This is a genomic window from Micromonospora globbae (assembly GCF_003610785.1).
Classification (GTDB): Bacteria; Actinomycetota; Actinomycetes; order Mycobacteriales; family Micromonosporaceae; genus Micromonospora; species Micromonospora globbae.
This window is the reverse complement of record NZ_RAQQ01000002.1, coordinates 271,390-295,192: the sequence shown is the minus strand read 5'-3', so window position 1 is coordinate 295,192 and position 23,803 is coordinate 271,390. Positions and strand designations below refer to the sequence as shown.

10 protein-coding genes are annotated in these 23,803 nt (G+C 71.3%); 5 read left to right on the top strand and 5 right to left on the bottom strand.

Translation table 11 applies throughout. The features are described from left to right. Positions 1–21 precede the first annotated feature (21 nt). The 3 genes from D7I43_RS03675 to D7I43_RS03665 form a co-directional block, all read right to left on the bottom strand. Positions 22–978 carry an SRPBCC family protein gene (locus D7I43_RS03675; RefSeq protein ID WP_120326929.1) on the bottom strand — a complete coding sequence of 319 codons (957 nt, stop codon included), beginning with the start codon at positions 976–978 and terminating at the stop codon, positions 22–24. A 208-nt stretch (positions 979–1,186) separates the two neighbouring features. Beyond that, a complete protein-coding gene (locus D7I43_RS03670) occupies positions 1,187–6,460 on the bottom strand; it encodes a PxKF domain-containing protein (protein WP_192902053.1) in 5,274 nt (1,757 codons plus the stop codon). A gap of 285 nt (positions 6,461–6,745) precedes the next feature. Continuing rightward, the gene (locus D7I43_RS03665; protein ID WP_120326928.1) at positions 6,746–7,777 is read right to left on the bottom strand and encodes a LacI family DNA-binding transcriptional regulator; all 1,032 of its coding nucleotides are present in this window, start codon (positions 7,775–7,777) and stop codon (positions 6,746–6,748) included. A gap of 281 nt (positions 7,778–8,058) precedes the next feature. On the opposite strand from D7I43_RS03665, the gene D7I43_RS03660 reads away from it, so the two are divergent. The 5 genes from D7I43_RS03660 (at position 8,059) to D7I43_RS03640 (ending at position 17,095) form a co-directional block, all read left to right on the top strand. Further along, positions 8,059–9,357 (top strand): ABC transporter substrate-binding protein, encoded by a 1,299-nt coding sequence (locus D7I43_RS03660; RefSeq protein WP_240032785.1) that lies wholly within the window; start codon positions 8,059–8,061, stop codon positions 9,355–9,357. A gap of 102 nt (positions 9,358–9,459) precedes the next feature. Continuing rightward, entirely contained in the window at positions 9,460–10,389 is a 930-nt protein-coding gene (locus D7I43_RS03655; RefSeq protein ID WP_120326927.1) for a carbohydrate ABC transporter permease, read from the top strand. 7 nt (positions 10,390–10,396) lie between these two features. Beyond that, a complete protein-coding gene (locus tag D7I43_RS03650) occupies positions 10,397–11,356 on the top strand; it encodes a carbohydrate ABC transporter permease (protein ID WP_120326926.1) in 960 nt (319 codons plus the stop codon). Positions 11,357–11,364: 8 nt separating this feature from the next. Further along, positions 11,365–13,380 (top strand): glycoside hydrolase family 127 protein, encoded by a 2,016-nt coding sequence (locus D7I43_RS03645; protein ID WP_120326925.1) that lies wholly within the window; start codon positions 11,365–11,367, stop codon positions 13,378–13,380. A 16-nt stretch (positions 13,381–13,396) separates the two neighbouring features. Further along, complete coding sequence (locus D7I43_RS03640) at positions 13,397–17,095, top strand: OmpL47-type beta-barrel domain-containing protein (protein ID WP_192902052.1); 3,699 nt, start codon at positions 13,397–13,399, stop codon at positions 17,093–17,095. A 108-nt stretch (positions 17,096–17,203) separates the two neighbouring features. Here D7I43_RS03640 and D7I43_RS03635 read toward each other — a convergent pair whose 3' ends face one another. Both D7I43_RS03635 and D7I43_RS03630 read right to left on the bottom strand, forming a co-directional pair. Further along, positions 17,204–20,104: a beta-L-arabinofuranosidase domain-containing protein gene (locus D7I43_RS03635; protein WP_120326924.1), complete on the bottom strand. Its 2,901-nt coding sequence runs from the start codon at positions 20,102–20,104 to the stop codon at positions 17,204–17,206. A gap of 291 nt (positions 20,105–20,395) precedes the next feature. Continuing rightward, positions 20,396–23,494 carry a beta-L-arabinofuranosidase domain-containing protein gene (locus D7I43_RS03630; RefSeq protein ID WP_120326923.1) on the bottom strand — a complete coding sequence of 1,033 codons (3,099 nt, stop codon included), beginning with the start codon at positions 23,492–23,494 and terminating at the stop codon, positions 20,396–20,398. Between the last annotated feature and the right edge of the window lie 309 nt (positions 23,495–23,803).

Sequence of the window (23,803 nt, the reverse complement as noted above, 5' to 3'; positions counted from 1 at the left end):
CCCTCCTCGCACTCGCCCGGTTCAGCGCCGCAGGCCGGCCGGCAGCGGCTGCGCGGGCCGCTGCATGACCTGTTGCCGCACCGAGATCCCGTCGGGGCTGCCCTCGGACCGCACCACGTCCCCGGTCTCCAGCACCTGCTTGAAGCGGCGCAGGTCGTCGCGGACCTGCTGCTCGGGCTCCTCGCCGAAGAGCTTCGCCACGGCCCGGCCCACCGCGCCGCCGGGCGGCGCGTAGCCGAGCTGCACCCGAACCTCGGTGCCGCGGTCGCCGGGCGCGGGCACGAACCGGACCCGGCCGGCGTTGGGCACCCGGGCGCCGGGCAGCGACCGCCAGGCGATCGACCGGTTCGGCTGGTCGTCGACGATCTCCGCGTCCCACTCGATGTGCCGGCCGGCCGGGCCGCGTGCGATCCAGTGCGAGCGGCGCAGGTCGTCGGCGCGGACGGCCTCCAGGTGGGACAGGAAGCGGGGCAGGTTCTCGACGTCGCGCCAGTACCGGTACGCCTCCGCCGGGGTGCGGTTGACCGTCACCCCGAGGTCGACGCGGATCATCCGGCCCCGGGCGCGGTGGGCCCGGGTGGCGCCGACCGCCGCGATCAGGTCGAGGGCCGTGATGCCGGCGACGACGGCCCCGGTGAGGGCGACGCGGCGGCGCCGCTCGCCGATCCGGTCCGCCCAGGCGCGGGCGTGCAGGGTGAGATCCACGGCGTCGCCCGCCACCCGGCTCCAGGCCCAGCCGGCCCGGCCGCCGCTGAGGACGAGCCCGAGGCCGTGCCCCAGCTCACGGGCGCCGACGGCGGGGATCAGCGTACGGGCCTGGGGTGAGTCGTCCACGCCGGTCAGCCGGGCGAGCGGACCGGTCGCGGCCACGGCGCCCGCTCCGAGCGCGAGGCTCAGCCAGCCGAGCGCCCGGGGCAGCAGGGGGTCACGGGTCGGATCCTCCAGCTCGGGCAGGAGCACTCCGTCGATACGGTTCACGTCGGTTCCTCCACCGGGGCGGGGCCGCCGGACGGGCGGCCGGCGGTCGCGCCGCCACCGTGACGCTATGCCCTGCGCCGACCCGATGCGCCCGGTTCCGCCGATAACGCCCTGTCCCTACCCACGGGCCGGCGGCCGCTCGGTGCGAGCCGGGCGGGCAGGCGGAGGGGCCGCACGAGGCGGCCCCTCCGTGTGGATACGTCGGTCGTTACCGGAGCGCGAACAGCGCGGTGACGCTCGACCCGTCACGTGCCGTGGCCGTGACCGTGTAGCAGGCGCCGGGGGTGGCCGGCGTCTTCCAGTTGTAGACGAACTGGCCGGCGTCCGGGTCGTACCTCAGCCCGGTGGCGCCGCTGGTGACCGTCTCGACGTCGTCCGTCCCGGTGGCGTCGCCGCACGCTACCCGCTCGGCGGCCATCGTCACGAGCGCGGGGTCGGTCAGCTCGGTGTCGCCCGAGAACACCTCGAACTTCAGGGGCACCGTGCTGCCGCCCTTGACCGTGTTGACGGCACCGCCCATGTCGACCGGCTCGTGGAAGCCCTTCACCGTCCACGGCAGCACCGTGTACGTCTGCGTGGCCGTGCCCACGTTGCCGGCGACGTCGGTCGCCGTGGCCGTGAGGGTGTGCGTGCCGACGTCGGTGCGGTAGCCCGTGACCACGCAGCCCGCCGGCCCGGAGGTGGCGTCGCTCGCGGTGCACGTCGGAGCGGGCGGCACCGCCCCGAACCGGACGATGCCGAGGGTGGCGTCGAACCTCGCGGTCGGCGCGACCGTGTCGACCTTGATCGTGACGGCCTTCGCCTCCTCGACGTTGCCGCGCTCGTCGGTCGAGCGGTACTCCACCCGGTGGCTGCCCTGCTGGTCGACCACGACCGGGCTGCCCGGGTAGGTCGTCCACGGTCCGTCGTCGAGCCGGTACTCCGTGCGGGCCACGGCGAAGGCGTCCGACGCGGCCAGCGTGAAGGACGGGACGCTCGTGTACCAGCCGTCGCTGCCGTCCGGCTGCGCCGGCGACCGGGTGAGCGCCGTCGTGGGGGCCACCGTGTCCTCGCCGACGGTCAGCGTCAGCGTGGTCCGCGTCGCGCCGGCCTCGCTGACGTAGTCGGGCAGGACCAGGTCGCCGATGACGGTGTGACGGCCGGGCGTGTCGACCACGCTCCGGTCGAAGCGCCACTCGACGCCGATGGCCTGGTTGTCCCGGGAGCCGTCGTTGTAGGACACCTCCACCTTGTCCGGCAGGTAGGGCAGCTCACCCACCTCCACGGTCTGCGCGAACGTCTCGACGCCCTGGATCGAGATGCCGCCGTGGGACATCTCGGGCCGCACGTAGACGCGGGCCTCGGCGACCAGTCCGTACGCGTCGTTCGTGCCGTAGACCACGAACGGATCGACGTTGGGCTCGGCCACCATCTCGGGCGTGATCTCCTGCCACCTGAACGCGGCCTTGCCGCGGGCGCCGCTCGCGTAGACCGCGTCGAGCTCGCTCGGCAGGGTGGGCACCTGGCCCACAGCGGTCCGGATCAGCACGGGTGAGCGCACCGAGTCGACCGTCTCGCCGTTGGCGCGCCAGCGCAGCACACCGGTGCCCGCGCCGCTGCCCATGACGCCCCAGATGCGGATGCGCAACCGGCTCGTCGTGATCGGCGCGAAGTCGAGGTGGTTGTAGGCGTTGAGGGCCAGCCCACCCGCGTACGTCGACCCCTTGGTGAGGGTGACCGGCGTCCACGTGGTGCCGTCCGAGGAGGTCTCGACGGCGTACGTCGAGGCCGTCGGCCGGCGGGTGCCGCCGTTGTCGTCGTACCAGTAGATGTCGGTCGAGGACAGCCGCACCGGCGAGGTCCAGCTGTACTGGATCCACGCCTCCCGGGCCACGCTCGTGCCGTTCTGCGGCTGGCCCCAGTTGCCCCAGCCGTTGCCGGTGCCCGGGTTCGAGTTGGCCGGGTTGGTGGCCTCGTTGACCCGCTGGTGGTTCTCCCACGACGCCGTGCCGCTGGTGGTGACCGTCGCCGAGGAGCCGAACTCCGCGGAGACCGCCCGCCTCGTGAGAGTCACGGCGACGGTCGCCTCCGACCGCTTGTCGCCGTCGTCGGCGACGAACCGGAACACGTAGTCGCCGGGTACGGTGCCGGTCACCCGGGTGGCCAGCGCCTTCGGGTCGGAGAAGATGACGCCGGCCCCCTCCGGCGCCGAGGCGGTCTCCCAGCCGAAGCGCAGCTCGTCGTCGTAGGGGATGCCGTCGTCGGACGCCGTGCCGACCAGGCGGGTGGACAGGTTGCCGTCCGCCGAGGCGTCACGGGTGGCCGTGACGACCGGCGCCTGGTTGGCGACGGGCGGCACCTCACGGCCGGAGTCGAACACCTGGATCTCGGAGATCGCGGTGTAGTACGTCGGGCTGTTGGTGAAGGCGACGCGCAGCTTGTCCGAGGTCACGGTCGTGAAGAGCGCCTCGTTGAACTTGGCCGCCGGTACGGTCGGGTTCTTGAACTGGCCCGGCACCTCCTTCCACCCTCCGTCGCCGTCGGGCACCTGGACCCACCAGCGCGCGGGTTCGTGGTAGCCGCCGGCCTGCCGGTCGCTGACGAAGGTCACCTTCACGTTGTCGAACGCCTTGGCCGATCCCAGGTCGAGTTCGACGTAGCCGTTCTTCTCGGTGGTGCCGTGGTTGCCCCAGTACGGCTCGTTGGCGGTCACGCCGTCGGTCACGGCGGACAGGGACACCGGCCGTTCCGTCTCCCTGATCGCGCCGGGCGTGTAGTTCATCGAGGTGGTGCTCCACCCCGGCGTGTGGAACTGCCGCCACGGGGTCGGCCGGGCGCCCTGCTGGGTGTACGACGAGCTCAGCTCCGCGCCCGCCGCCAGGTTCGGCGCGTCCTCGGTGAGGTCGATGCCGGCCGTCTTGAGGTACGTGACGACCCGGTCGTCGGTGATCGGGGTGTCCACGGCGCTCGGGAACGTGGTCCCGCCGGACGCGGTGAAGGTGACGGTCAGGCCGTCCTCGGCCTCCACCCTGTTGGTGTTCGGGTCGTAGGTGAGCCGGCCGAGCTTGTCGGTGCTGACCTTCTTCTCGCCGTCGAGGAACAGGCTGTAGCCGGCGCCGAGACCGTACCTGCTGCCGTCCGGGTCCCACACGACGGTGACGTCGTGCCCGTGGTAGCGCAGGTTGTTGACCATGAAGTGGTCGTAGCCGAACCGGATCGGCCACAGCTCGATCCTGTCGTCGGAGCGTGGCTGGAGACCGGCCATGTCCTCGACGAAGATGTAGTTCATGTTCCCGAGCATCACGTGGTTCGGGTTGTTGCGGTTGTAGGTCCTCGTGGTCGGGTTCCAGTTGGAGTAGTACTCCGCCTGGTTCGGGGCGCGCAGGTCGGCGTTCGGGTAGATGCTCCAGGCCATCCAGTCGAGCAGCCGCTTGGCGTACGCCGGGGTGATGTACTTCTGCTCCGGGTCGTAGTGGCGCAGCGCCGAGCGGACGCCGCGGTACTGCACCGTGAAGTTGATGTTGGAGAAGTTGTTGGAGCCGCCGATCCCGTAGGCCGCCCGGTCGTACTGGTTGGCGGTGTAGAACGGGAAGATCGGGAAGTTGTCGCCGTAGGTCAGGAACCGGAAGCCGTCGACGTACTTCTGCCACTCGTCGAACGGGATGAGGTTCTCGGCGTAGACGTCGTAGAGGTTCGACTCCTTGGCCGGGATCAGGTCGCGGGCGTCCGCGGGCAGCGGGTTCGGCCGGCCGTTGGAGCTGGCCGCCGAGGTGGCGCCGTGCGAGGTGCCGGCGAGGAACATCCGCATGTCGGGGCTCCACAGCCGGCCGAGGACGGCCGCGCGGATCTCGTCGGCCCGGGCCGCCATGGCGTCCACCGTGGCCCGGTCGGCGCCGGAGAGCTGGTACAGCTGGCGGGCGGCGTCGAACGCGCCCCAGACGTACGCCGACTCGGGACGCTCGATGGTCCGCGCACCGGGCGCGCCGGCGTTGGCCTTCGGGAAGCCGAAGCTGATGGCGTCCGCGTCGTTGCCCGGCATGTAGTTGGTGTCGTAGGCGATGAGGTTGTCGTCGTTGCCGTCGTAGTGCTCGAGCTGACCGACGCCGTCACCCTCGAAGTAGTGCGCGAACTTCCGGGCGATCTCCCGGCCGCCGCCGTGCACGTTGTACGCCTCGAGCCCCGCCGTGCCGAGGTACTGCGAGTAGTGGTTGTTCCAGCTCGTGTGGCCCGGGCTGTCGAGGAAGGCCGAGGAGCCGGACAGCTCACCGATGTTGAGGATCTGGCCGTACGGCAGGTACGGCGTCCGCAGCCACTTGGTGTCCTGCAGGTGCATCGGCTGGGTCAGGGCCACGGCGTTCTGGTAGAGGTGCGACCCCTCGACCGTCGTGGGGTACTGGTAGACGTAGCCGGGCGCGTTGGCGTCGAGGGTGTTGTAGCGCTCGCCCCACCAGCGGTAGACGATGGCCTTCTCGAGCGCGGGGTCGGGCACGTCGATGTAGGGGACGTCCTGGGCCCAGCGGCGGTGGAACTCGGTGATGCCGGTGCGCACCGCCTCGGCCGGCGGCATCTGCGCGTACTGCCGGTAGCTCGTGACCGTCCCGGGCAGCGTCGCCGACGAGACGGCGCCCACGACCGACAGCGACACGGACCCGCCGGCGGGCACGGTGACCTGCCGGTCGAGGTTGCTGCCGTCGCGGGTGAAGCCGGCGCCGGTGAGGTCGATCGTGACGGTGTTCCAGGGCGTGTCGACCAGGCCGTTGTTGGCGCCGCTGGTGATGGTGCGGGTGCCGGTGAGCTCGGCCGCGCCGTCTCCGGCCCGGGTGGCCAGCGGCGAGGCGGCGCGGACGGTGAAGGTCGCCGGGGAACTGCCGGGGTTGCTGAAGTCGATGGCGGTGACCGCGACGTTGTCGTACGTGATGAACTTCGTGAGGTCGGCCGTGACTCCGGTCGTGCCGATCGTGTACCGGCTCCTCGCGTGGCTCGGCGCGTTGAACCGGTCGGCGTTGACCTCGGTGACCGTCTGGCCGGGCACCGTGACGGTGTAGAGGTTGCCGAGGTTGTTGGGCCCGCCGACGTACGTGCTGCCGGCGAAGCCCATGACGGTGAAGTTGTTGTTGCTCGCGCCGCGCATGTACAGGGAGCGGCCTCGGGTCATCAGCACCGCTGACCCGAGGGTTCCGCGCACCCCGAGGACGCGGTCGAGGTAGTAGTCGGTCCCGCCGGCGGCCAGGTCCTTTTCGAAGATCGACTGGTGCATGTTGCCGGCGGTGAACGGGACCCCGGGTGCGAGCTGCGCGGCGACGTCGCCGACATTGCTGTAGACGGGGTCGCCGATGTCCATGACATGGCTTCGCCCGTCGGTGTAGCGCCCGATGTCGCTCTCGTTGCCGGGCAGGACGGGGCCGTCGGCGTGGGCGGCGGAGGGCAGCCCGACGATCCCTCCCACCATGAGCGCGGCCAGGGCCGTCCAGACCGGCCCTCTCCGCGTGCGTCTACTGGTCATCTCCTACCTCCGTGAGCCGGTGTGGGGACGGCGACGCACGGGCGCGGGGGGTCCGCCGGGATGGGAAGCAGTGGTGGTCGGACACGCTCCGTGCGTTCACGTGACCGGAGTCACTAGCGCTCACCTTGGCGTACGAAAACCTTTTCGGCAAGATGCCCGCCGATGTCAATTCGGCCGCGACGGGGTCACGGGTCCACCGGGGCGACGCCGGCGTCACCCCGCACGGCGAGGCGGCCCCGGCCGCGCCGCGGCCGGGGCCGCCCGTCGCCCGCGGCGGTGGTCAGGTCACCGGCGGGCCACCGTGGAGCCACGGATGACCAGGCGGGGCGCCTGGGTGTGTACACCCCTGCCCAGGTCCTCGCCGTCGAGGGCGGCGAACACGCGCTGGGCCGCGGACCGGCCGAGCAGTTGCAGGTTCGGGTCGATGCTCGTCAGCTCCGGCCGGGAGTTGGTGACCATCTCGTCCCAGTTGTCGAACCCGATGACCGCGATGTCGCCCGGCACCTTGCGGCCCTGGTCCCGGGCGGTGTCCAACGCGCCCCGGGCGATCTGGTCCGAGCCGCACAGGACCGCGTCGATGTCCGGGTGGCGTTCGAGCAGCACGGCGGTGGCGTCGCGGCCCCAGCGCTCCGACCACTCCGAGTACATCACCTCGCCGACCAGTTCCAGACCGGCGGCGTCCAGCGCCTCCAGGGCGCCCCGGACCCGGTCCTGGGCCGCCGCGTAGGAGGGGTCGCCCGTCACGTGCGCGATGCGCTGGCGCCCGCAGCTGATGAGGTGCTCGACGGCGAGCCGCCCGGCGGCGACGTTGTCCGGCACCAGCGACAGGTCCTCCGGATCCTCGGACGGGGCGTACACGTACACGACGGGAACCGGCAGGTCGTGGCCGATGGACGGGCGCGCGTCGGTCCGGCTCCCGACCACGATGAGGCCGTCGACCCGGCGGCTCAGCAGCGCCTTGAGCTGGTGCTGCTCGCGGATGGTGTCGCCGCGCGCGTCACACAGGAAGACGTTGACCCGGCCCGCCCCGAAGGCGTCCTCGGCGCCCATGAGGATGGGGATGACGAACCGGCCCTGAAGGTCGCTGGTGAGCAGGCCGACCGTGCCGGTGCGGCCCACCAGCAGGCCCTGCGCGAGCGTGTTGGGGACGAAGGACAGCTGCTCGGCCGCCTGCAGCACGCGGGCCCGCGTCCGCGGCGCCACCTGGCTGCGCCCGTTGAGCGCCTTCGACGCCGTGGCCACCGAGACGCCGGCAACCCGTGCCACGTCCGTCAGGGTCACGGCCTTGCCGCCCCCGGCCTGGTCCTTGCCCGCCATGCGCTCTCCTCCATCGTTGCGGCCGCTCCCTGCGTCAGGACGCCGAGTGCTTGACGAGGGTGACGTCGGCCACTACTTTACACGAAACGAAAAGGGTTTCGGTGCTTTCGGCGACAGGCACCGATCACGGTTCGTTACGCGATCTTCGACGACAACGACGGACTCCGACGCATCCCGGGCCACCCGTACCGGCATCGTCGCGGGGCCGGCAAGACGGGGGCACCACACCACCACCGGGGCCGTGCAGCGGCTCCCGCTCACCGATGGGCGAAGGAGTAGCGATGAAGATATTCCACCGGCGTGGCGGTCTGCGGGCCGCCATGACACTCGGGCTCAGCGCGGCCGTCCTCGCGCTGGCCGCCTGCGGCGGCGGAGGAAACGGGACGCCGGGAGCGGCGGTCAGCGTCGCCGCGGAGGGGACCGACGACGGCAGCGAACTCACGCTCTGGACGCGCGCGCCCCTGGAGAAGCAGGCCAAGCTCCTCGTCGAGGCCTACAACAAGAGCCACAAGAACCAGGTCTCCCTCACCGTCGTCCCGAACGACGACTACGTCGCCAAGGTGGGCGCCGCGGCCGGTTCCGGCGGGCTGCCGGACCTCTTCGCCGCCGACATCGTGTACGTGCCGAACTGGGTCCGGCAGGGCCTGTTCCGCGACATCAGCGCCAACATCGACGGGCTGAGCTTCAAGGACTCGATCAACAAGGGCCACCTCGGCGCGGGCACCGTGGACGGCAAGGAGCACGTCCTGCCGTTCGTGCTCGACCTGTCGATGCTGTTCTGGAACAAGGCGCTGTTCAAGGAGGCCGGGCTCGACCCCGAGAAGGCGCCGGCGACGCTCGAGGAGTACGCCGACGCCGCCAAGAAGATCCAGGCCCTGGGCAGGAAGGACGTGTACGGGACGGCCACGGGCCTCAACTGCGGCGGGTGCCTCGTCTTCACCTGGTTCCCGAGCATCTGGGCCGCCGGCGGCCAGGTGATGAACAGCGAGGGCACGCAGGCCACCTTCACGAGCGAGCAGAGCACGAAGGTCCTCGACACGTGGCGGGACCTCTGGAGGTCCGGCGCCGTGCTGCCGTCGTCGAAGGACGAGACCGGCGCCACCTGGACCGCGGGGTTCACCGAGGGCAAGGTGGGCCTGATGTTCTACCCGGCCACGCTGCTCTCCTCGACCCCGTTCGACGCCGGCGTGGCCGGCATCCCCGGTCCCGGCGGCGGTGCGTCCACGTTCGTCGGTGGCGACGGCATCGGCATCTCGAAGGACTCCAAGAAGGCCGCGCAGGCCTGGAACTTCCTCAACTGGATGATGTCGGAGGAGGCCCAGGTCGAGGTGCTGGCCAAGAACAACGACGTCGTCTCCCGCGAGGACCTGGCCAACAACACGTACGCCGCCAAGGACCCGCGCCTCGTGACGATCAACGAGGTGGCCGGCAAGGGCCAGACGCCCGTCGCGACGAACTTCCAGCAGGCGTACAACGCCGCGAACAGCCCGTGGCTGAGCCTGGTGCGTGACTACGTGCTCGGCGACGGCGGCAAACTCCAGTCGAACAACGAGCAGATCACCTCGGTGCTGTCCCAGTAGCAGCCCACCGCCCCCGGCGCCGGGCCCGGTCCGTCGACCGTCCGGGTCCGGCGCCGCCGTGTCCCGCTCCCCCGCCCCCGCAGTTCTCTTGGAGGCCACACCATGAGTGTGTCCATGATGTCCGGCCGAGCCGGACGGTCCCGCCGGCGCTCCGGCCCGGCATCACCCGCACGACGCGGTCAGGCCGTCAAGGGGTGGCTCTACGTCTCGCCGACCGCGGTGTTCGTCGCGGTCCTGTTCGTCGTGCCGCTGCTCCTCGTCGTCAGGATGTCGCTGTCGCGCTGGCCGCTGCTCACCGGCGACCAGGGCTTCAACGCCCCGGACAACTACACGAAGGTCCTCGACAACCGGTTCTTCGCCGACTCGGTGGTCTTCACGGTCAAGTACACCGTCCTGGCCACCGTCCTGCTCATCGCGCTCGGCCTGGGCCTGGCCCTGCTCGTGCAGGAGTCCAGCCGCTGGAAGGGGCTGCTGCGGGCGTCCTTCCTGATCCCCAGCGCCCTCGGGCTCGCCTCCGCGTCCCTGCTGTTCTACGTGCTCTACTCACCGATCGCCGGTCCCGCCGCGGACCTCATGGCGAACTTCGGCTGGACGTTCCTCGGCAGCCCGAACGCCGCCCTGTTCTCCACGGTGTTCCTCATCGTCTGGCGGTTCGCCGGCTTCTACATGCTGCTGATGCTGGTGGGTCTTCAGGGCATCCCCTCCGAGCTCTACGAGGCGGCGCGGATCGACGGCGCGTCCCGCTGGCAGACGTTCCGGCGGATCACCCTGCCGCTGCTGAGGCCCACGCTGGCGTTGACCACGATCATGTGCGTCACCGGCTCGCTGCTGGCCTTCGAGCAGTTCTACATCCTCACCAAGGGCGGGCCGGACAACAGCACCATCACGGTCGTCCAGCTCATCTACATCATGGCCTTCCAGGGGCAGAACGACCTGGGCGTGGCGGCCGCGCTGTCGGTCATCGCCCTCATCGCCCTGGTCGTCATCAACGCCGTCCAGCTACGGGCCTTCCACAACCCGGACGAGAAGTGAGGGCGACATGAGCACCCACGTACCCACCCCGGCCGGCGCCCCGGTCGCCACCGAACCGGACGCCGGCCCGTCGGCACACCCCCTGCCCGGCGCCGCGAGGCCCGCGCCGCCACGCCGCCGTCCCGTCCGCCGTGCCCCCACGACCCGCGTGGCCGGCCTCGTCCTGCGCACCCCGTACTGGATCTTCACCGGGAGCCTGGCCGTCATCTTCCTGTTCCCGCTGGTCTGGACGGCCGTCTCGTCCGTGTCGCCGCAGGCCGGCACCAACCAGACCGACGGGTGGGGAGTCGGCAACTACCGCACGCTGGCCGACTACCAGGCCGGCATCTGGCAGTACCTCGCCAACTCGGCGTTCGTCTCGCTGACCACCGTCGTGCTCACGCTGGCGATCTCCCTGCTCGGCGGGTACGCGTTCGCCCGCTTCAGCTTCCCCGGCCGGAACATCCTGTTCCTCACCACCCTGGCGATCCTCATGGTCCCGTACGCGACCATGCTGATCCCCCTCTACGTCCTGCTCAACGAGCTGAACCTGCAGAACTCGCTCATCGGCGTGGCCCTGGTCCTCACGATGTTCCAGCTGCCGTTCTCCACCTTCATGATGCGGATCTCGTTCGAGGCCATCCCGCGCGAGCTGGACGAGGCGGCCCTCGTCGACGGGTGCTCCTCCTGGGCCGCGTTGTGGCGGGTGCTGCTCCCGGCCGTCAAACCCGGCCTGATCACCGTCGGCCTCTTCGCCTTCCTGACGGCGTGGAACGACTTCATGGCACCGCTGATCCTGATCAACGACTCCGACAAGCTCACCCTGCCGCTCGCCGTCTCCAACCTGCGCGGGCAGGTGCAGGGAGTCGTCGACTACGGGGCCACGGAGGCCGGGGTGGTGGTGCTGGCCCTGCCCTGCATCGTCCTGTTCCTGCTTCTGCAACGTCACTACGTCCGCGGCTTCATGTCCGGCGCCTTCAAAGGATGAACCCCACGATGACCATCGCAGATCCACGGACCGCCCGCCGTCGGGCCGGGTTCGTCCCCGCCGCTCCCACGACCGGGCGGCTGCGCCCGTTGGGCCTGGACGAGGTCCACATCACCGGCGGTTTCTGGGCCCAGCGGCAGTCGGTCAACCACCGGCACACCCTGGCGCACATCGGCCACTGGCTGGAGCGGGAGGGCTGGCTCCCGAACTTCGACCGGGCCGCCGCCGGCTCCCTGCCCGAGGGCCGGCGCGGGCGGGAGTTCTCCGACTCCGAGGTCTACAAGTACCTCGAGGCGCTGGCATGGGAGATCGGCCGCACCGGCGACGACGCGCTGGAGGCCACCTTCCGGGCCGCGGTCGACCGGGTGGCCCGCGCCCAGGAGCCCGACGGCTACCTCAACACCAACTTCGGGCGGCCCGGGCAGGCGCCCCGCTGGTCCGACCTGGAGTGGGGCCACGAGCTGTACTGCCTCGGCCACCTGTTCCAGGCCGCCGTGGCCCGGGGCCGCACCCGGCCGGACGCCGACGACGGCCTGCTGGCCGTCGCCTGCCGCGCCGCCGACCTGGTCTGCGCGGTGTTCGGCCCCGACGGCGTCCAGGGCGTGTGCGGGCACCCCGAGATCGAGGTCGGTCTCGCGGAGCTGGCCCGCCTCACCGGCGAACCGCGCTACCTGCGGCAGGCCGAACTGTTCGTCGCCCGCCGCGGCACCGGCACGCTGCGCCCGATCGAGTGGGGCCAGCAGTACTTCCAGGACGACGTGCCGGTCCGCCGGGCCACGGTGCTGCGCGGTCACGCCGTCCGGGCCAACTACCTGGCGGCCGGCGCGGTCGACGTGGCCGTCGACACCGGCGACGAGGAGCTGCTCGCCGCCCTGGCCACCCAGTGGGACAACACGGTGGCCCGGCGTACGTACATCACCGGAGGCCAGGGCTCCCACCACCAGGACGAGGCCTTCGGCGAGGACTGGGTCCTCCCACCGGACCGGGCGTACTCCGAGACCTGCGCCGCCATCGCCTCGATCATGTTCAGCTGGCGGCTGTCGCTGGCCCGCGGCGACACGCGCTACGGCGACCTCATCGAGCGGACGCTCTACAACGTGGTCGCCACGTCCCCCTCGGCGGGCGGAACCGCGTTCTACTACGCCAACACCCTGCACCAGCGCACTCCCGGCACCGTGCCGGACCCGGACACGGCATCGCTGCGCGCCGAGTCCTCCCTCCGGGCCCCCTGGTTCGGGGTCTCCTGCTGCCCCCCGAACGTGGCACGCACCTTCGCCAGCCTCGACGCGCTCGTCGCCACGGCCGACCCGCAGGGCGTCCAGCTCCACCAGTTCGCCACCTGCGAGATCCGGACCCGGCTGGACAGCGGCGAGGTCGTGGCCCTCGACGTGGAGACCGACTATCCCCGCTCCGGATCGGTCCGCGTCACCGCGAGGCGCGACGCCGTCGACCCCTGGACGCTCTCGATCCGCGTGCCCGCGTGGGCGGACGGGGCGCGACTGGTGGTGCACGACGCGGCCGGCGACGCCAGCACCGAGTCCGCCGCCCCGGGGTGGGTCACCGTGCGTCGCGCCTTCCGCGCCGGGGACGTGGTCGAGCTGGTCCTCCCGATGCGGCCCCGGCTCACCCACCCCGATCCCCGGATCGACGCGGTCCGCGGCAGCGTCGCCGTCGAGCGGGGACCCGAGGTCTGCTGCCTCGAGTCCGTCGACCTGGACCGCGCGAGCCACGGCACCGTCACCGACGTCGCCGACGTCCGGATCGACACCGCCGCCGGCGTCGACGACCAGGACGGGCGGCCGCTCGTGCGTCTCGTCGCGGCGCCGGGCGCCGGGCGGGACCGCCCCTGGCCGTACGCCGAGCGGCCGCTGGAGCCGGCGCCGTCGGTGTCGTTCGACGTGCCGCTCATCCCGTACCACGAGTGGGCCGAACGCGGCCCGTCCACCATGCGCGTGTGGTTGCCCGTCGCCACGCCGCCGGTCACGGCGGACACCACCGACGACCAGGGCTCGGCGCAGTCGTGACGAGGAGGTCGGAACCGTGAACAGCATCCGGCGCGACGCCGCGCCACGGACCCGCGGACCGGTGAGCCGCTTCCGCGCCGCGCTCGCCGCGGCGGCGGTGGCCGGTCTCGTCGCCGGCGGCATCACCGGGGTCGCCACGCCGGCCCACGCCGCCGACTCGTACACCTTCACCAACACCCGCAACCCGATCCTCGGCGACGGCAGCTACTACTCCGCCGACCCGGCGCCCGTGGTCGTGCCGGCCGGCGCCCCCGGCAACGACAGCGGCCGGGACCAGCTCTACATCTACACCGGCCACGACCAGGCCGGGCCGTCCACGAACGACTTCGTCATGAACGAGTGGGGCGCGTTCCGGACCGGGGACGTCGCGTCCGGGCAGTGGACCCACTTCCCGTCACTGATGCGCCCGGAGGCGGTCTTCGCCTGGGCGACACCGGGCCGCGCGTACGCCGGGCAGATGATCCAGGGCGTGGACGGCCGCTACTACTGGTACGTCCCGGTCTACGAACGGGACAGCCCGGCGGCCGACAGGTTCGCCATCGGTTTGGCCGTCTCCGACAGCCCGACCGGCCCGTGGAGCGACCACGTGGGCGGCCCGCTGATCTCCCAGCGGGTGCCCACGGCGAACACCATCCAGAACATCGACCCGACGATCCTCATCGACGGTGCCGCCCCGAACCAGCGGGTGTACGTCTACTGGGGCACGTTCGGCCAGCTGCGGATGCTCGAGTTCGCGCAGGACATGAAGACGCCGGTCGGCACCCAGCGTGCCGTCTCCGGCCTGACCGGCCTCTTCGAGGCGCCCTGGATCTTCAAGCGCGACGGCACCTACTACCTGGCGTACGCCGGCAACAACGCCGGCCCGACCTCGCCGTGCACCCCGGCGAACTACCACGCCTGCATCGCGTACGCGACGGCGTCGTCGCCCACCGGGCCGTGGACCTACCGGGGCACCATCCTGCGGCCGGTCTCCTCGACGACGAGCCACCCCGGCATCGTGGAGTTCGACGGCCGGTGGTACCTGGCCTACCACACCGCCGACGCCGTGGGCGGCGGCCACTTCCGCCGGTCCGTGGCGATCGACAGGCTCGAGTGGGACGACAGCCTCACCCCGCCGCGGATCAGGCCGGTCACGCCGACGCCCGTCAAGGGGCGCGACCTCACCCCTCGGCCGAACATCGCCCAGGAGGCGACGGTCACCGTCTCCAACGACCCCGTACCCACCCAGTACTGGGTGAAGGCGCTCAACGACGAGATCGTCCGGTCCAACCCGCTGCCACCGGACATGTGGGGCACGTGGACCGGTGACAACCCGCCGCAGCAGTGGGTGCAGTACACGTGGGACCAGCCGATGCGGATCTCCGGTTCCCAGATCGACTTCTGGAACGACCAGCCGCAGGGCACCGGCGTGGGCGTCGCGGCGCCCGCGCGCTGGCGCATCCAGTACTGGAACCTCGCCACCGGGCAGTGGGTCGACGTGCCGAACCCGAGCGGCTACCCGACCGGCACCCGAGGCTTCCAGGACACCACGTTCGACCCGGTGACCACCACGCAGGTGCGGGCGATCTTCGACGCGTCGACCAACGGCAGCACCTACTCGGCCGTCGCCGTCGAGGAGTGGAAGATCCTCGCCGCACAACCGCCGTCGGTCACCCCACCGCCGATGACGGTCGAGGTGGGTGAGACCGACCTGCCCGGCACCGTCCCGGTGTCGTTCGGCGACGAGACGCTGCGGGTGCCGGTCTTCTGGGACCCGGTGACACCCGAGCAGGTCGCCGCCCCCGGCACGTTCACCGTCCGGGGCACCGTGCTCGGCTACGCCGCCGACCGCGTCGCCGCGCAGGTCACCGTGATCTCGCCGGGCGACACCGAGGGCGACGAGACGGCGCCGACCCTGACCCTCACGCCCGTCGGCAGCGCCGGCGCGGCCGGGTGGTTCCGGTCCGCCGTACGGGTGCGGGTCGCCGCGGTCGACGACCGTGGCGGCCGGATGACCATCACCGCCCACCTGGACGACGGGGAGCCGGCCGTCGCCACCGACGTGCGGTACGTCGACGTCACCGTCTCCGGAGACGGACGGCACACGGTCACGGCGACCGCGACCGACCGCGCGGGCAACGTGTCGGCGGTCGCGGACCTCGCCGTACGGATCGACGCCACCGCGCCGGTCAGCACGGGCACCGTGGACGGCGACACCCGCACGGTCACGGTGACCGCGAGCGACGCGACCTCCGGGGTGGCCCGCATCGAGTACGCCATCGGCACCGGAGCGTGGACCACCTACACGGGCCCGATCGCGGCGCCCGACGCCGACCGGCACACCGTGTCGTTCCGCGCGGTCGACGTGGCGGGCAACCTGGGCACCGCCAGGACGGCCACCGTCCCGGCGGACCTGTCGGGGCCGCTCACCGGCAACATCGCCCCGCTCGCGACGCCGTCCGCGTCCTACACCGCCGGCTGGAACAGTCTCACCGCGCTCAACGACGGCGCCGACCCGCCGAACCCGAGCCAGGCGCAGATCTGGGGCACCTGGTCCGGCAGCCGCCCGGCGACACAGTGGGTCCAGTACGACTGGTCCCGCCCGGTGCGGATCACCGGGACGGAGCTGAAGTTCTGGCGCGACTCGAACCGCGGCAGCGGCGAGGGCGTCGCCGAGCCCGACGGGTGGGTGCTGCAGTACTGGGACGAGGCCGGCTCCACCTGGCGCGACGTGCCCGGCGCGTCCGGCTACGGCACGAGCACGACGGCGTTCAACACCGTGACGTTCGACCCGGTCACCACGCCCCGCGTGCGGGCCACCATCCGGGCCAACGGCAACGGCACCACCTGGTCCGCGGTGGCGCTCACCGACTGGCGGGTCTTCGCCGACGACCCGGGCGACACGGTGGCGCCGACGACGACCGTGGCCTGGTCGCCGGCGGAACCGGACGGCGACGACGGGTGGTACCGGACCGTCCCGTCCTTCACGCTCACCGCGACGGACGCGTTCGGCGTGGCCGACACCCGGTACCGGATCGACGGCGGCGAGTGGACGGCGTACCCCGGCACGGCGGTCCCGGTCGACCAGCAGGGCACCCACCGCGTGGAGTACCGCTCCACCGACCGCCGCGGCAACGTCGAGGAGCCGGGATCGGCGACGGTCCGGGTGGACACGGTCGCGCCGACCGCGACCTTCGACTCCACCATCGGCGTCGTCCACTTCGGCTCCGTGCCGCCCGCCCCCACGTGCACGGCGAGCGACACCACCTCCGGTCCGGCGGGGTGCGTCGTGAGCGGCTACCGCACCACCGTCGGGACGCACACGGTCACGGCCACGGCGACCGACGTCGCGGGCAACACCGCGACGGCGACGCAGACGTACACGGTGCTGCCCTGGACCGCGAAGGGGTTCCACCAGCCGGTCGAGATGGACGGCGTGCGCAACCAGGTCAGGGCGGGCAGCACCGTGCCCCTGAAGTTCGAGCTGTTCGCGGCCGACGAGATCACCGACACCGACGCCGTGACCATGACGGCCGCGCGGATCGACTGCGCCACCTCGTCCGGCGTCGAGGCCGTCGAGGTCCTCACCCCGGGCAGCACCGCCCTGCGCTACGACACCACGGCCGGGCAGTTCGTCTTCACCTGGAAGACACCCACCACGCCCGGCGCCTGCTACGCGGTCACCGCCACGGCGGACGACGGGACCGCCCTCCGGGCGCTGTTCCACCTTCGATGACGGCGAGCTGACACACGGGCGGAGGGGCTGCTCCCGGCAGCCCCTCCGCCCGTGTCGGGACGGGCCCTTCGACCGCGCGCCCGATCCCGACGTGTCTCCGGACCGGGGTCAGCCGCGCAGGTCCCGTTCGGCCCGCGCGGTGCCGGCGAGGATCGCCTGGCGTTGCTCCCGCGTGTGGCGGCCGGCCGCGAGCCACTGGCCGGAGACCTCCTCCACGCGGCGGACGAACTGACCGTGGTTGGCGAACGGCGCCGCCTCCCAGACCCGGTCCAGGAAGGTCTCGCCGTCCTCGTCGCGGATGCCGTCGTTCGGCACACCCGTCCTGACCGATCCGAACACGACCTCCGGCTCCACCCGCTTCACGTAGGGGTGGTAGGCGTTGAACTCGCCGGGGACCGGGTCGGAGACGTAGTACGGGGCCAGCGTGTAACCGTGCGTCGTGAAGTGCATCGGGACGTCGGTCGGCGCGATGGCGGGGGCCAGGTCCCCGTCCAGCTTGAGGTCCTTGTAGAAGCTGAACTGCCGGTAGCTCGGTGTGTCGTCACGGACGACCATGAGCGTCGGCCCGTAGAGGATCGACTGGATGGCCCTGTCGTCGAGCGCCTTCTCGACGCGGAAGCTGAAGGGCATGGAGACGTCGACCACGTCCCCCTCCGTCCAGTGCCGGTCCAGCGTGACGTACGTGCCCGGAGCGGCGTCCAGGGCCTGGCGGACGCCGTTGACCGTCACCGTGTAGCCCTTGCGGGCCCAGGAGGGCACGCGGAGCTTGATCTGGAGTGGGCCGTCGCCCGTGTCGAACCTCAGCCTGGTGGCCCCCCGGGTCGGGTAGGCGGTGTCCTGGGTGATGACGAATCCCCGGCTCGGCCAGGTGAGCGTGGACGCGATGAACAGGTTGACGTAGAGCGTCGACTCGTCGGCGGACCTGAAGTAGATCGACTCCTGGTACTTCGTGTGGCTTTCCAGGCCGGTCCCGTTGCAGCAGCTGCCGTTGCCGCCGTACCGGCTGTACTCGATGACGTTTCCGATCCTGCGCGACCTGCCCGGCCACATGTTCTGGTGATAGGTCACCTCGGTGCTCGTGACGCTGTCGATGTCGCGCCGTGAACTCAGGATCTGGTTGTGCAGGGCCTTCTCGTAGTAGTCCATGTACGCCGGATCCTGCTCGTGGAAGAACAGGTTCCTCGTGAGGCGGAGCATGTTGTACGCGCAGCACGTCTCGGCGTGTCTCGGGTCCGACGAGGAGGTGAATCCGGAGGTGATGGAACCTCGCTGGCGGAAGTGCTCGCTCCGGCCCGCGCCGCCGTTGCTGAAGATCCGGTGCGGGACGACCATGGACCAGAAGTTCCGGGCCGCCGTGTGGTAGTCCGCCTCGCCGGTCTGCTCGTAGATCCGCAGGTACCCGATGTTGGGGGCCATGTACTGGTTGGCGTGGCGTCCGTTCAGTTCGTCGCGTCCCGCCACGGAGGCGTCGAACAGCGTGTCGAAGGTGAAGGCCTTCGCCGTCGCGAGGTAGCGGGCCTTCCGGTCCTCGTCCGACGCGAGCGCCGCGAGTTCCGCCATCACCTCGTTCATCGACCCGGCCTCGCCCGCGCTGTAGATGTCCCACATGCGGTTGAGGTCGTCCCGGCTGATGCGGCTCAGTCGCTGGTGGGCCCAGTCGCCCATCCGGAACGCGATGTCGAGGGCCTCCTCGTTGCCGGTCAGGTCGTAGGCGTTCAGGAGGCCTCTCATGATTTTGTGGCAGGTGTACCAGGGGGCCCAGACCGCGTTCGGGCCGCTGTTCGGTTGGAAGGTGGGCGGTTCGAGCCGGACGAACTGGCCCTCCGGGAACGCCGCCAGGAAGCCGGGGTAGCCGACGCCGACGATGCGGGCGTCACGGTGGTTCGCCGAGTGGTCGACGGCCGTCTCACCCTCGTCGTCGAAGCGGTACCACGCCACGAGGTCGGAGGGGGCCGGCGCGCCGTCCGAGTGCAGCGCCTGGACCTCCGCGGGGTCGAGCGCCCGGCGGTAGAGCCGGAAGTCGTCGACGGTGGCGTTCAGGAAGGGGTCGTTGTCGTTCCGGGACCGTCCGATCCAGTTGTCGACGGTCCGTCCCAGCGCGGCGGCGGTCAGCGCGAGCACCTTGGCGCCGGCCTCGACCCCGTTGACGTAGACCCGGCCGACGCCGGTCGGCGAGAGCGTCACCGCGAGGTGTGTCCACTGGCCGGCGGGAATCCCCGTGTTGCTGGTGATCTGCTGCTCGTTGGCGCTGCCGAGGTTGGTGATGGCGAACCGCGGGCCCGCGCTGTCCGCGGTCAGGGACAGGTACGAGGTGGGACTCGCGCCGAAGTGGGCGATCCGGGCGCCGGTCTGCGCGACGGCCGGGTTCACCCAGACGGCGATGGTGAGTTCGGTGACGCCGTCGAGCATGCCCGCCGGTAGCTGCACGTACTGGTTCGGGTGCGGGTCGCCGAGGCGGACCGCCCTGCCGGACCTGCCCGGCACGCGACCGAGGTTCCGCTTGTCCAGTTCCCGCTGGCACTTGCCGAGTTCCTCGACCAGATAGTCGAGCTTGTCGACGAAGACGTCCTCGCCGGTGGCGGCGTACGCCTGGGCGAGCAGCGTCAGGTAGTGACCGGTGAAGTGGCCGCGCAGCAGATGCCGCGGGGTGTCCCAGCCGCCCGGGTAGGTGCCGGGGGCGGGAAGCCCGGCGTTGGCGCGGAACAGGTGCAGCATCCGGTCGGGCCCGTCGAGGACGCCTCCGGTGCCGGGGTAGTGCCGGGCGTAGTGGAGCATCCGGTCGCGCTTCTGCTGGAAGATGCCGTCCCGCAGCGCCACCTGGTTGAGCGCGAACGGTGTGACGGACCAGTTCGGGCCGACCCAGCCGGGTCGGGGGACGGTCGTGGCCGGGTCCGTGGTGGAACGTGCCCCGTGGGCGGCGGTGGCCGGAAGCAGCGACGCCACGGCGGGAGCCGAGGCGGCCAACGCACCGAGGCGCAGGGCCGACCGGCGGGAGAACTGCTTGCTCATCTCACACTCCTCATGTTCGGGTCGCCTCCACGTCCTGGAGGCGCCAGCACTGGTCGTGCCGCCGGCCCTACGCCCGGGCCCGGCGGGCAGCGGCGGTCCGTGCGGCGACGTGCCGGCGCGTGCGCGAGAGCCGACGGCCTTCCCGCCTGGGGCGGTGTGCGGAAGGAGTGGAGACTGCCCGGCTCGCCGCCGGCAGGGGGTGGCACGGCGGTCTGACCGACGAGAGTCGGTCAGACCGCCGTCTGGCTCACGACGTCGGTCGCCACACGGTTGGCGGCGACCGCGGTGCTCCTACGGGGCGAGTTCCCTGCTCGCCCGGGCGGCGTGCGAGACCACGACGTCCTTCTCGGCGTCGGTGAAGACTCCCGCCTCGACGAACGCCTCGGCGGTGCGGGCGACGGTGGAGACGAACGCGCCGTGGGTGGCGAAGGGCGCCTCGTCCCACACCAGGTCGAGGAAGGTCGGGCCGTCGGTGCCGGGCGACGGGATGCCCGCCACGGGGACGTCGTAGTTCGGAAGGCCGTCGTTGCGCTTGCGGTTCGGCACGCCCGTGTCGACGGACCCGAACACGATGGTCGGCTCGACCCGCCGGAAGTACGACGAGACGGGCTGGGTGTCACTGATGTAGTAGGGCCGCAGGGTGAAGCCGTGGATGGTGAAGAGCATGTCACCGGCCGGCGTGGTGCTCGCGTGGGTGATGGCCGCGCGGGCGTAGTCGCCGTCCCGCTTGAGGTACCGGTAGAGGGACAGTTCGCGGTAGCTGCCCGCCCCCGGGTTCCCGAGGATCTGCAGGAGGGTCGGGCCCCAGAAGATCGCCTGCGTGTCGGGACGGTCGATCGCCCGCTCGATCCGGATGCTGAACGGCATGCGGACCTCGATCGTGTCGCCGGGCTCCCAGTCGCGGCTCAGCGTGAGGTAGCTGCCCGGCGTGGCGTCGACGTCCTGCGCGACGCCGTTGACCGTGACGAAGAAGCCCCGCCGCACCCAGCCCGGCACCCGCAGCTTGATGTCGAGCCGGCCGCGGCCGTCGACGGTCAGCCTGGTGTGGTCCTCGCGCGGGTAGTTCGTCTCCTGGGTGACGACGAAACCCTTGTCGGCCCACGTCAGCGTCGACGCCAGGAACAGGTTGACCCAGAGCGTCCCGCCGTCGGCGGACCTGAAGTAGATCGTGTCCTGGTACTTGGTGTGGTTCTCCAGGCCGGTCCCGCCGCAGCAGGTGCCGGTGTTGCCGTAGCTGCGGCTGGCGCCCGGCGTCAACGGCTGGAAGTAGGTGACCTGCGGGTTGCTGACGCTGGAGGTGTCGGCCCGCGAGCCGGCGATCTGGTTGATGAGGCCCCGCTCGTAGTAGTCCATGTACGCGGGGTCGTGCTCGTGCAGGAAGAGGTTGCGCGCCAGCTTGCCCAGGTTGTACGCGCTGCAGGTCTCCGCGCCGCCCTGGGCGATCGAGTTCGCGATGTTGTCCCGGTTCTGGAACATCTCGATGTTGTTGTTGGAGCCGGGGAAGTTGCCGCCCGTGCCGCCGTTCGCGTACATGCGGTGCGGGACGACCATCTTGAAGAAGTTCTTGGCGGCCTGGAAGTACTCCGGGTCCCCGCTGTGCTCGTAGACGCGCATGTATCCGACGAACTGCGGGACGTGCTGGTTGACGTGCAGGCGGTCCGGGCGGCGCCGGCCGGGGCGTGTCTGTGGCGTCGTGACGAGGATGTCGCGGTTCTCCACACAGGCCTGGAACAGCGACTCCCGGTTGTCGAAGAACCTGGCGGTCTCCAGGTGCTTTCCGTCGCCGGTGAGCGCGTAGATCTCGGGGAATACCTCGTTCGCGCCCCCGGACTCGCCGGCGATGTAGAGGTCCCACATGTAGTTCAGGTTGTCCCGCGTGATGGGGCCGGTGTAGTCGGGGTGGTTCTTGTCCCCGACGGTCAGCGCCAGGTGGGCCCAGTTGGCCATCTTGACTACCACGTCGAGCGCCTTCTGGTTGCCGGTGTGGTAGTAGGCGTCGAGCAACCCGCGCATGATCTTGTGCTGCGTGTACCAGGGGGCCCAGGTGTTGGTGTCCTTGTTGCCGCCGTAGACCGCCCACCTGGGCGGGCCGAGCCGGAGCACCGTGTCCTCCGGGAGCGCCCCCAGATAGCCGGGGTGGGTCGGGACCCACAGCTCGGTCCCGCTCTGCACGGCCACGACTCCCGCGTCCCGGCCGTTGGGCGAGGAGTCCGTGAGGGTGGTCCCGCCCTCCTCGTCGAACCGGTACCAGGCGATCGTCCCGCCACCGGTGGTGCCGGCCGGCGAGTCCAGCAGCGACTCGACCTCCTGCTGGCTCAGCGCCCGGTCGAAGACGTGGAACTCGTCGATGGTCGCGTCCAGGAACGGGTCGCCGTACTGCGAGCGGCCGATCCACCGGTTGCCCGGGTTGCCGAGGTGCGACGGGTTGAGCGTCATGTTCGTGTTCCGGCCGGCGACCCGGCCGTTCACGTAAAGGGTGCCGGTGTTCTGCGACAGCGTGACGGCCAGGTGCACCCACTCGTTGATCGGCAGTGCCGCGTCGCCGTTGATCTGCTGCTCGCCGCCGGAACCGCTGGTCGTGATCGCGAACCGCGGCGCGTTGCCGGTGACGCCGGCGCGCGCGGTCAGGAACATGTTGACGGTGGTGTTCTGGCCGAAGTCGAACACCCGGCTCCAGTTCTGGGCGGAGGCCAGGTTCACCCAGGTGGCGATCGTGAAGTTGCCGAGCTGGCTGATCGTCTCCTGGGGAAGGGCCACGTGCTGTGCGGCGCTCGGGCCGTTCAGGCGGAGGCCCCGGCCGAACCTGCCGGGCACCCGGCCGATCGCCGGCGCCTGTGGATCCGCGCCGCCCGAACCACCACCGGTGCCCATCCGGGCGGTGATCGCCTCCTGGCACGCGGCGAGTTCGTCGACCATCCAGTCGAGCTTGCTCTTGAAGATCGGTTCGCCCTGGTCGGCGTAGCTCTGCGCGAGCGCCGTCATGAAGTGCCCGGCCCAGTGGCCGCTGAGCAGGCCGCCGTCCTCCCAGCCCCCGGGGACGGAGACGCCCGGCGGGTTGGGCCGCCCGGCCTGGTTGTTGAACAGCACGAGGAAGCGCCGTTCGTCGTACTGCCGGAGGAAGTTCTTCATGCGGTCGCGCTTCTCCTGGAGCAGGCCGTCGCCCAGCCGCACGTCGTGCAGCGGGAACGGTCTGACGGGAGCGGTGCCGCCGGGACCGGGGTCCGGTGGGGTCACGCCGAGCGGTGAGGGGCCGGACGCCGCCCCGGCCTCCGGCGCCGCGTGGGCGGCCGCCGTCGGGAGAGCGGTGGTGGCGGCGACGGCCACCACCCCGGCCGCCGATGCCTGGAGCAGTTGACGTCGATTGACGGAGACCTTGTCGGATTGGGCCACTCCTGGGTCAGTCCTTCCAGTGGTGTGGGGGCCAGGTCGCCGGTCGGAACGGCTCCTGGCACATCGGCATCCGCAGGACGGGTTGGCCGCGCGCGCAACGCGGCGAGCGTGCGTTCCGGGGTCCGGTCAGGAGGGTGGACGCCCCCGCCGTCCACCGCGGACCCTCGGCAGCCGAGCTCGGCCGTTGCCAGGAGTGTGAGCGTTAACAAACCCCGTCGTCAATCCCCTACGTACAAGTAGGTCTATCGATTGACACGTCCTGGAAACGCGCATATGTTAACGCTCACCTTCCCCGTCGGACGGTCCTGC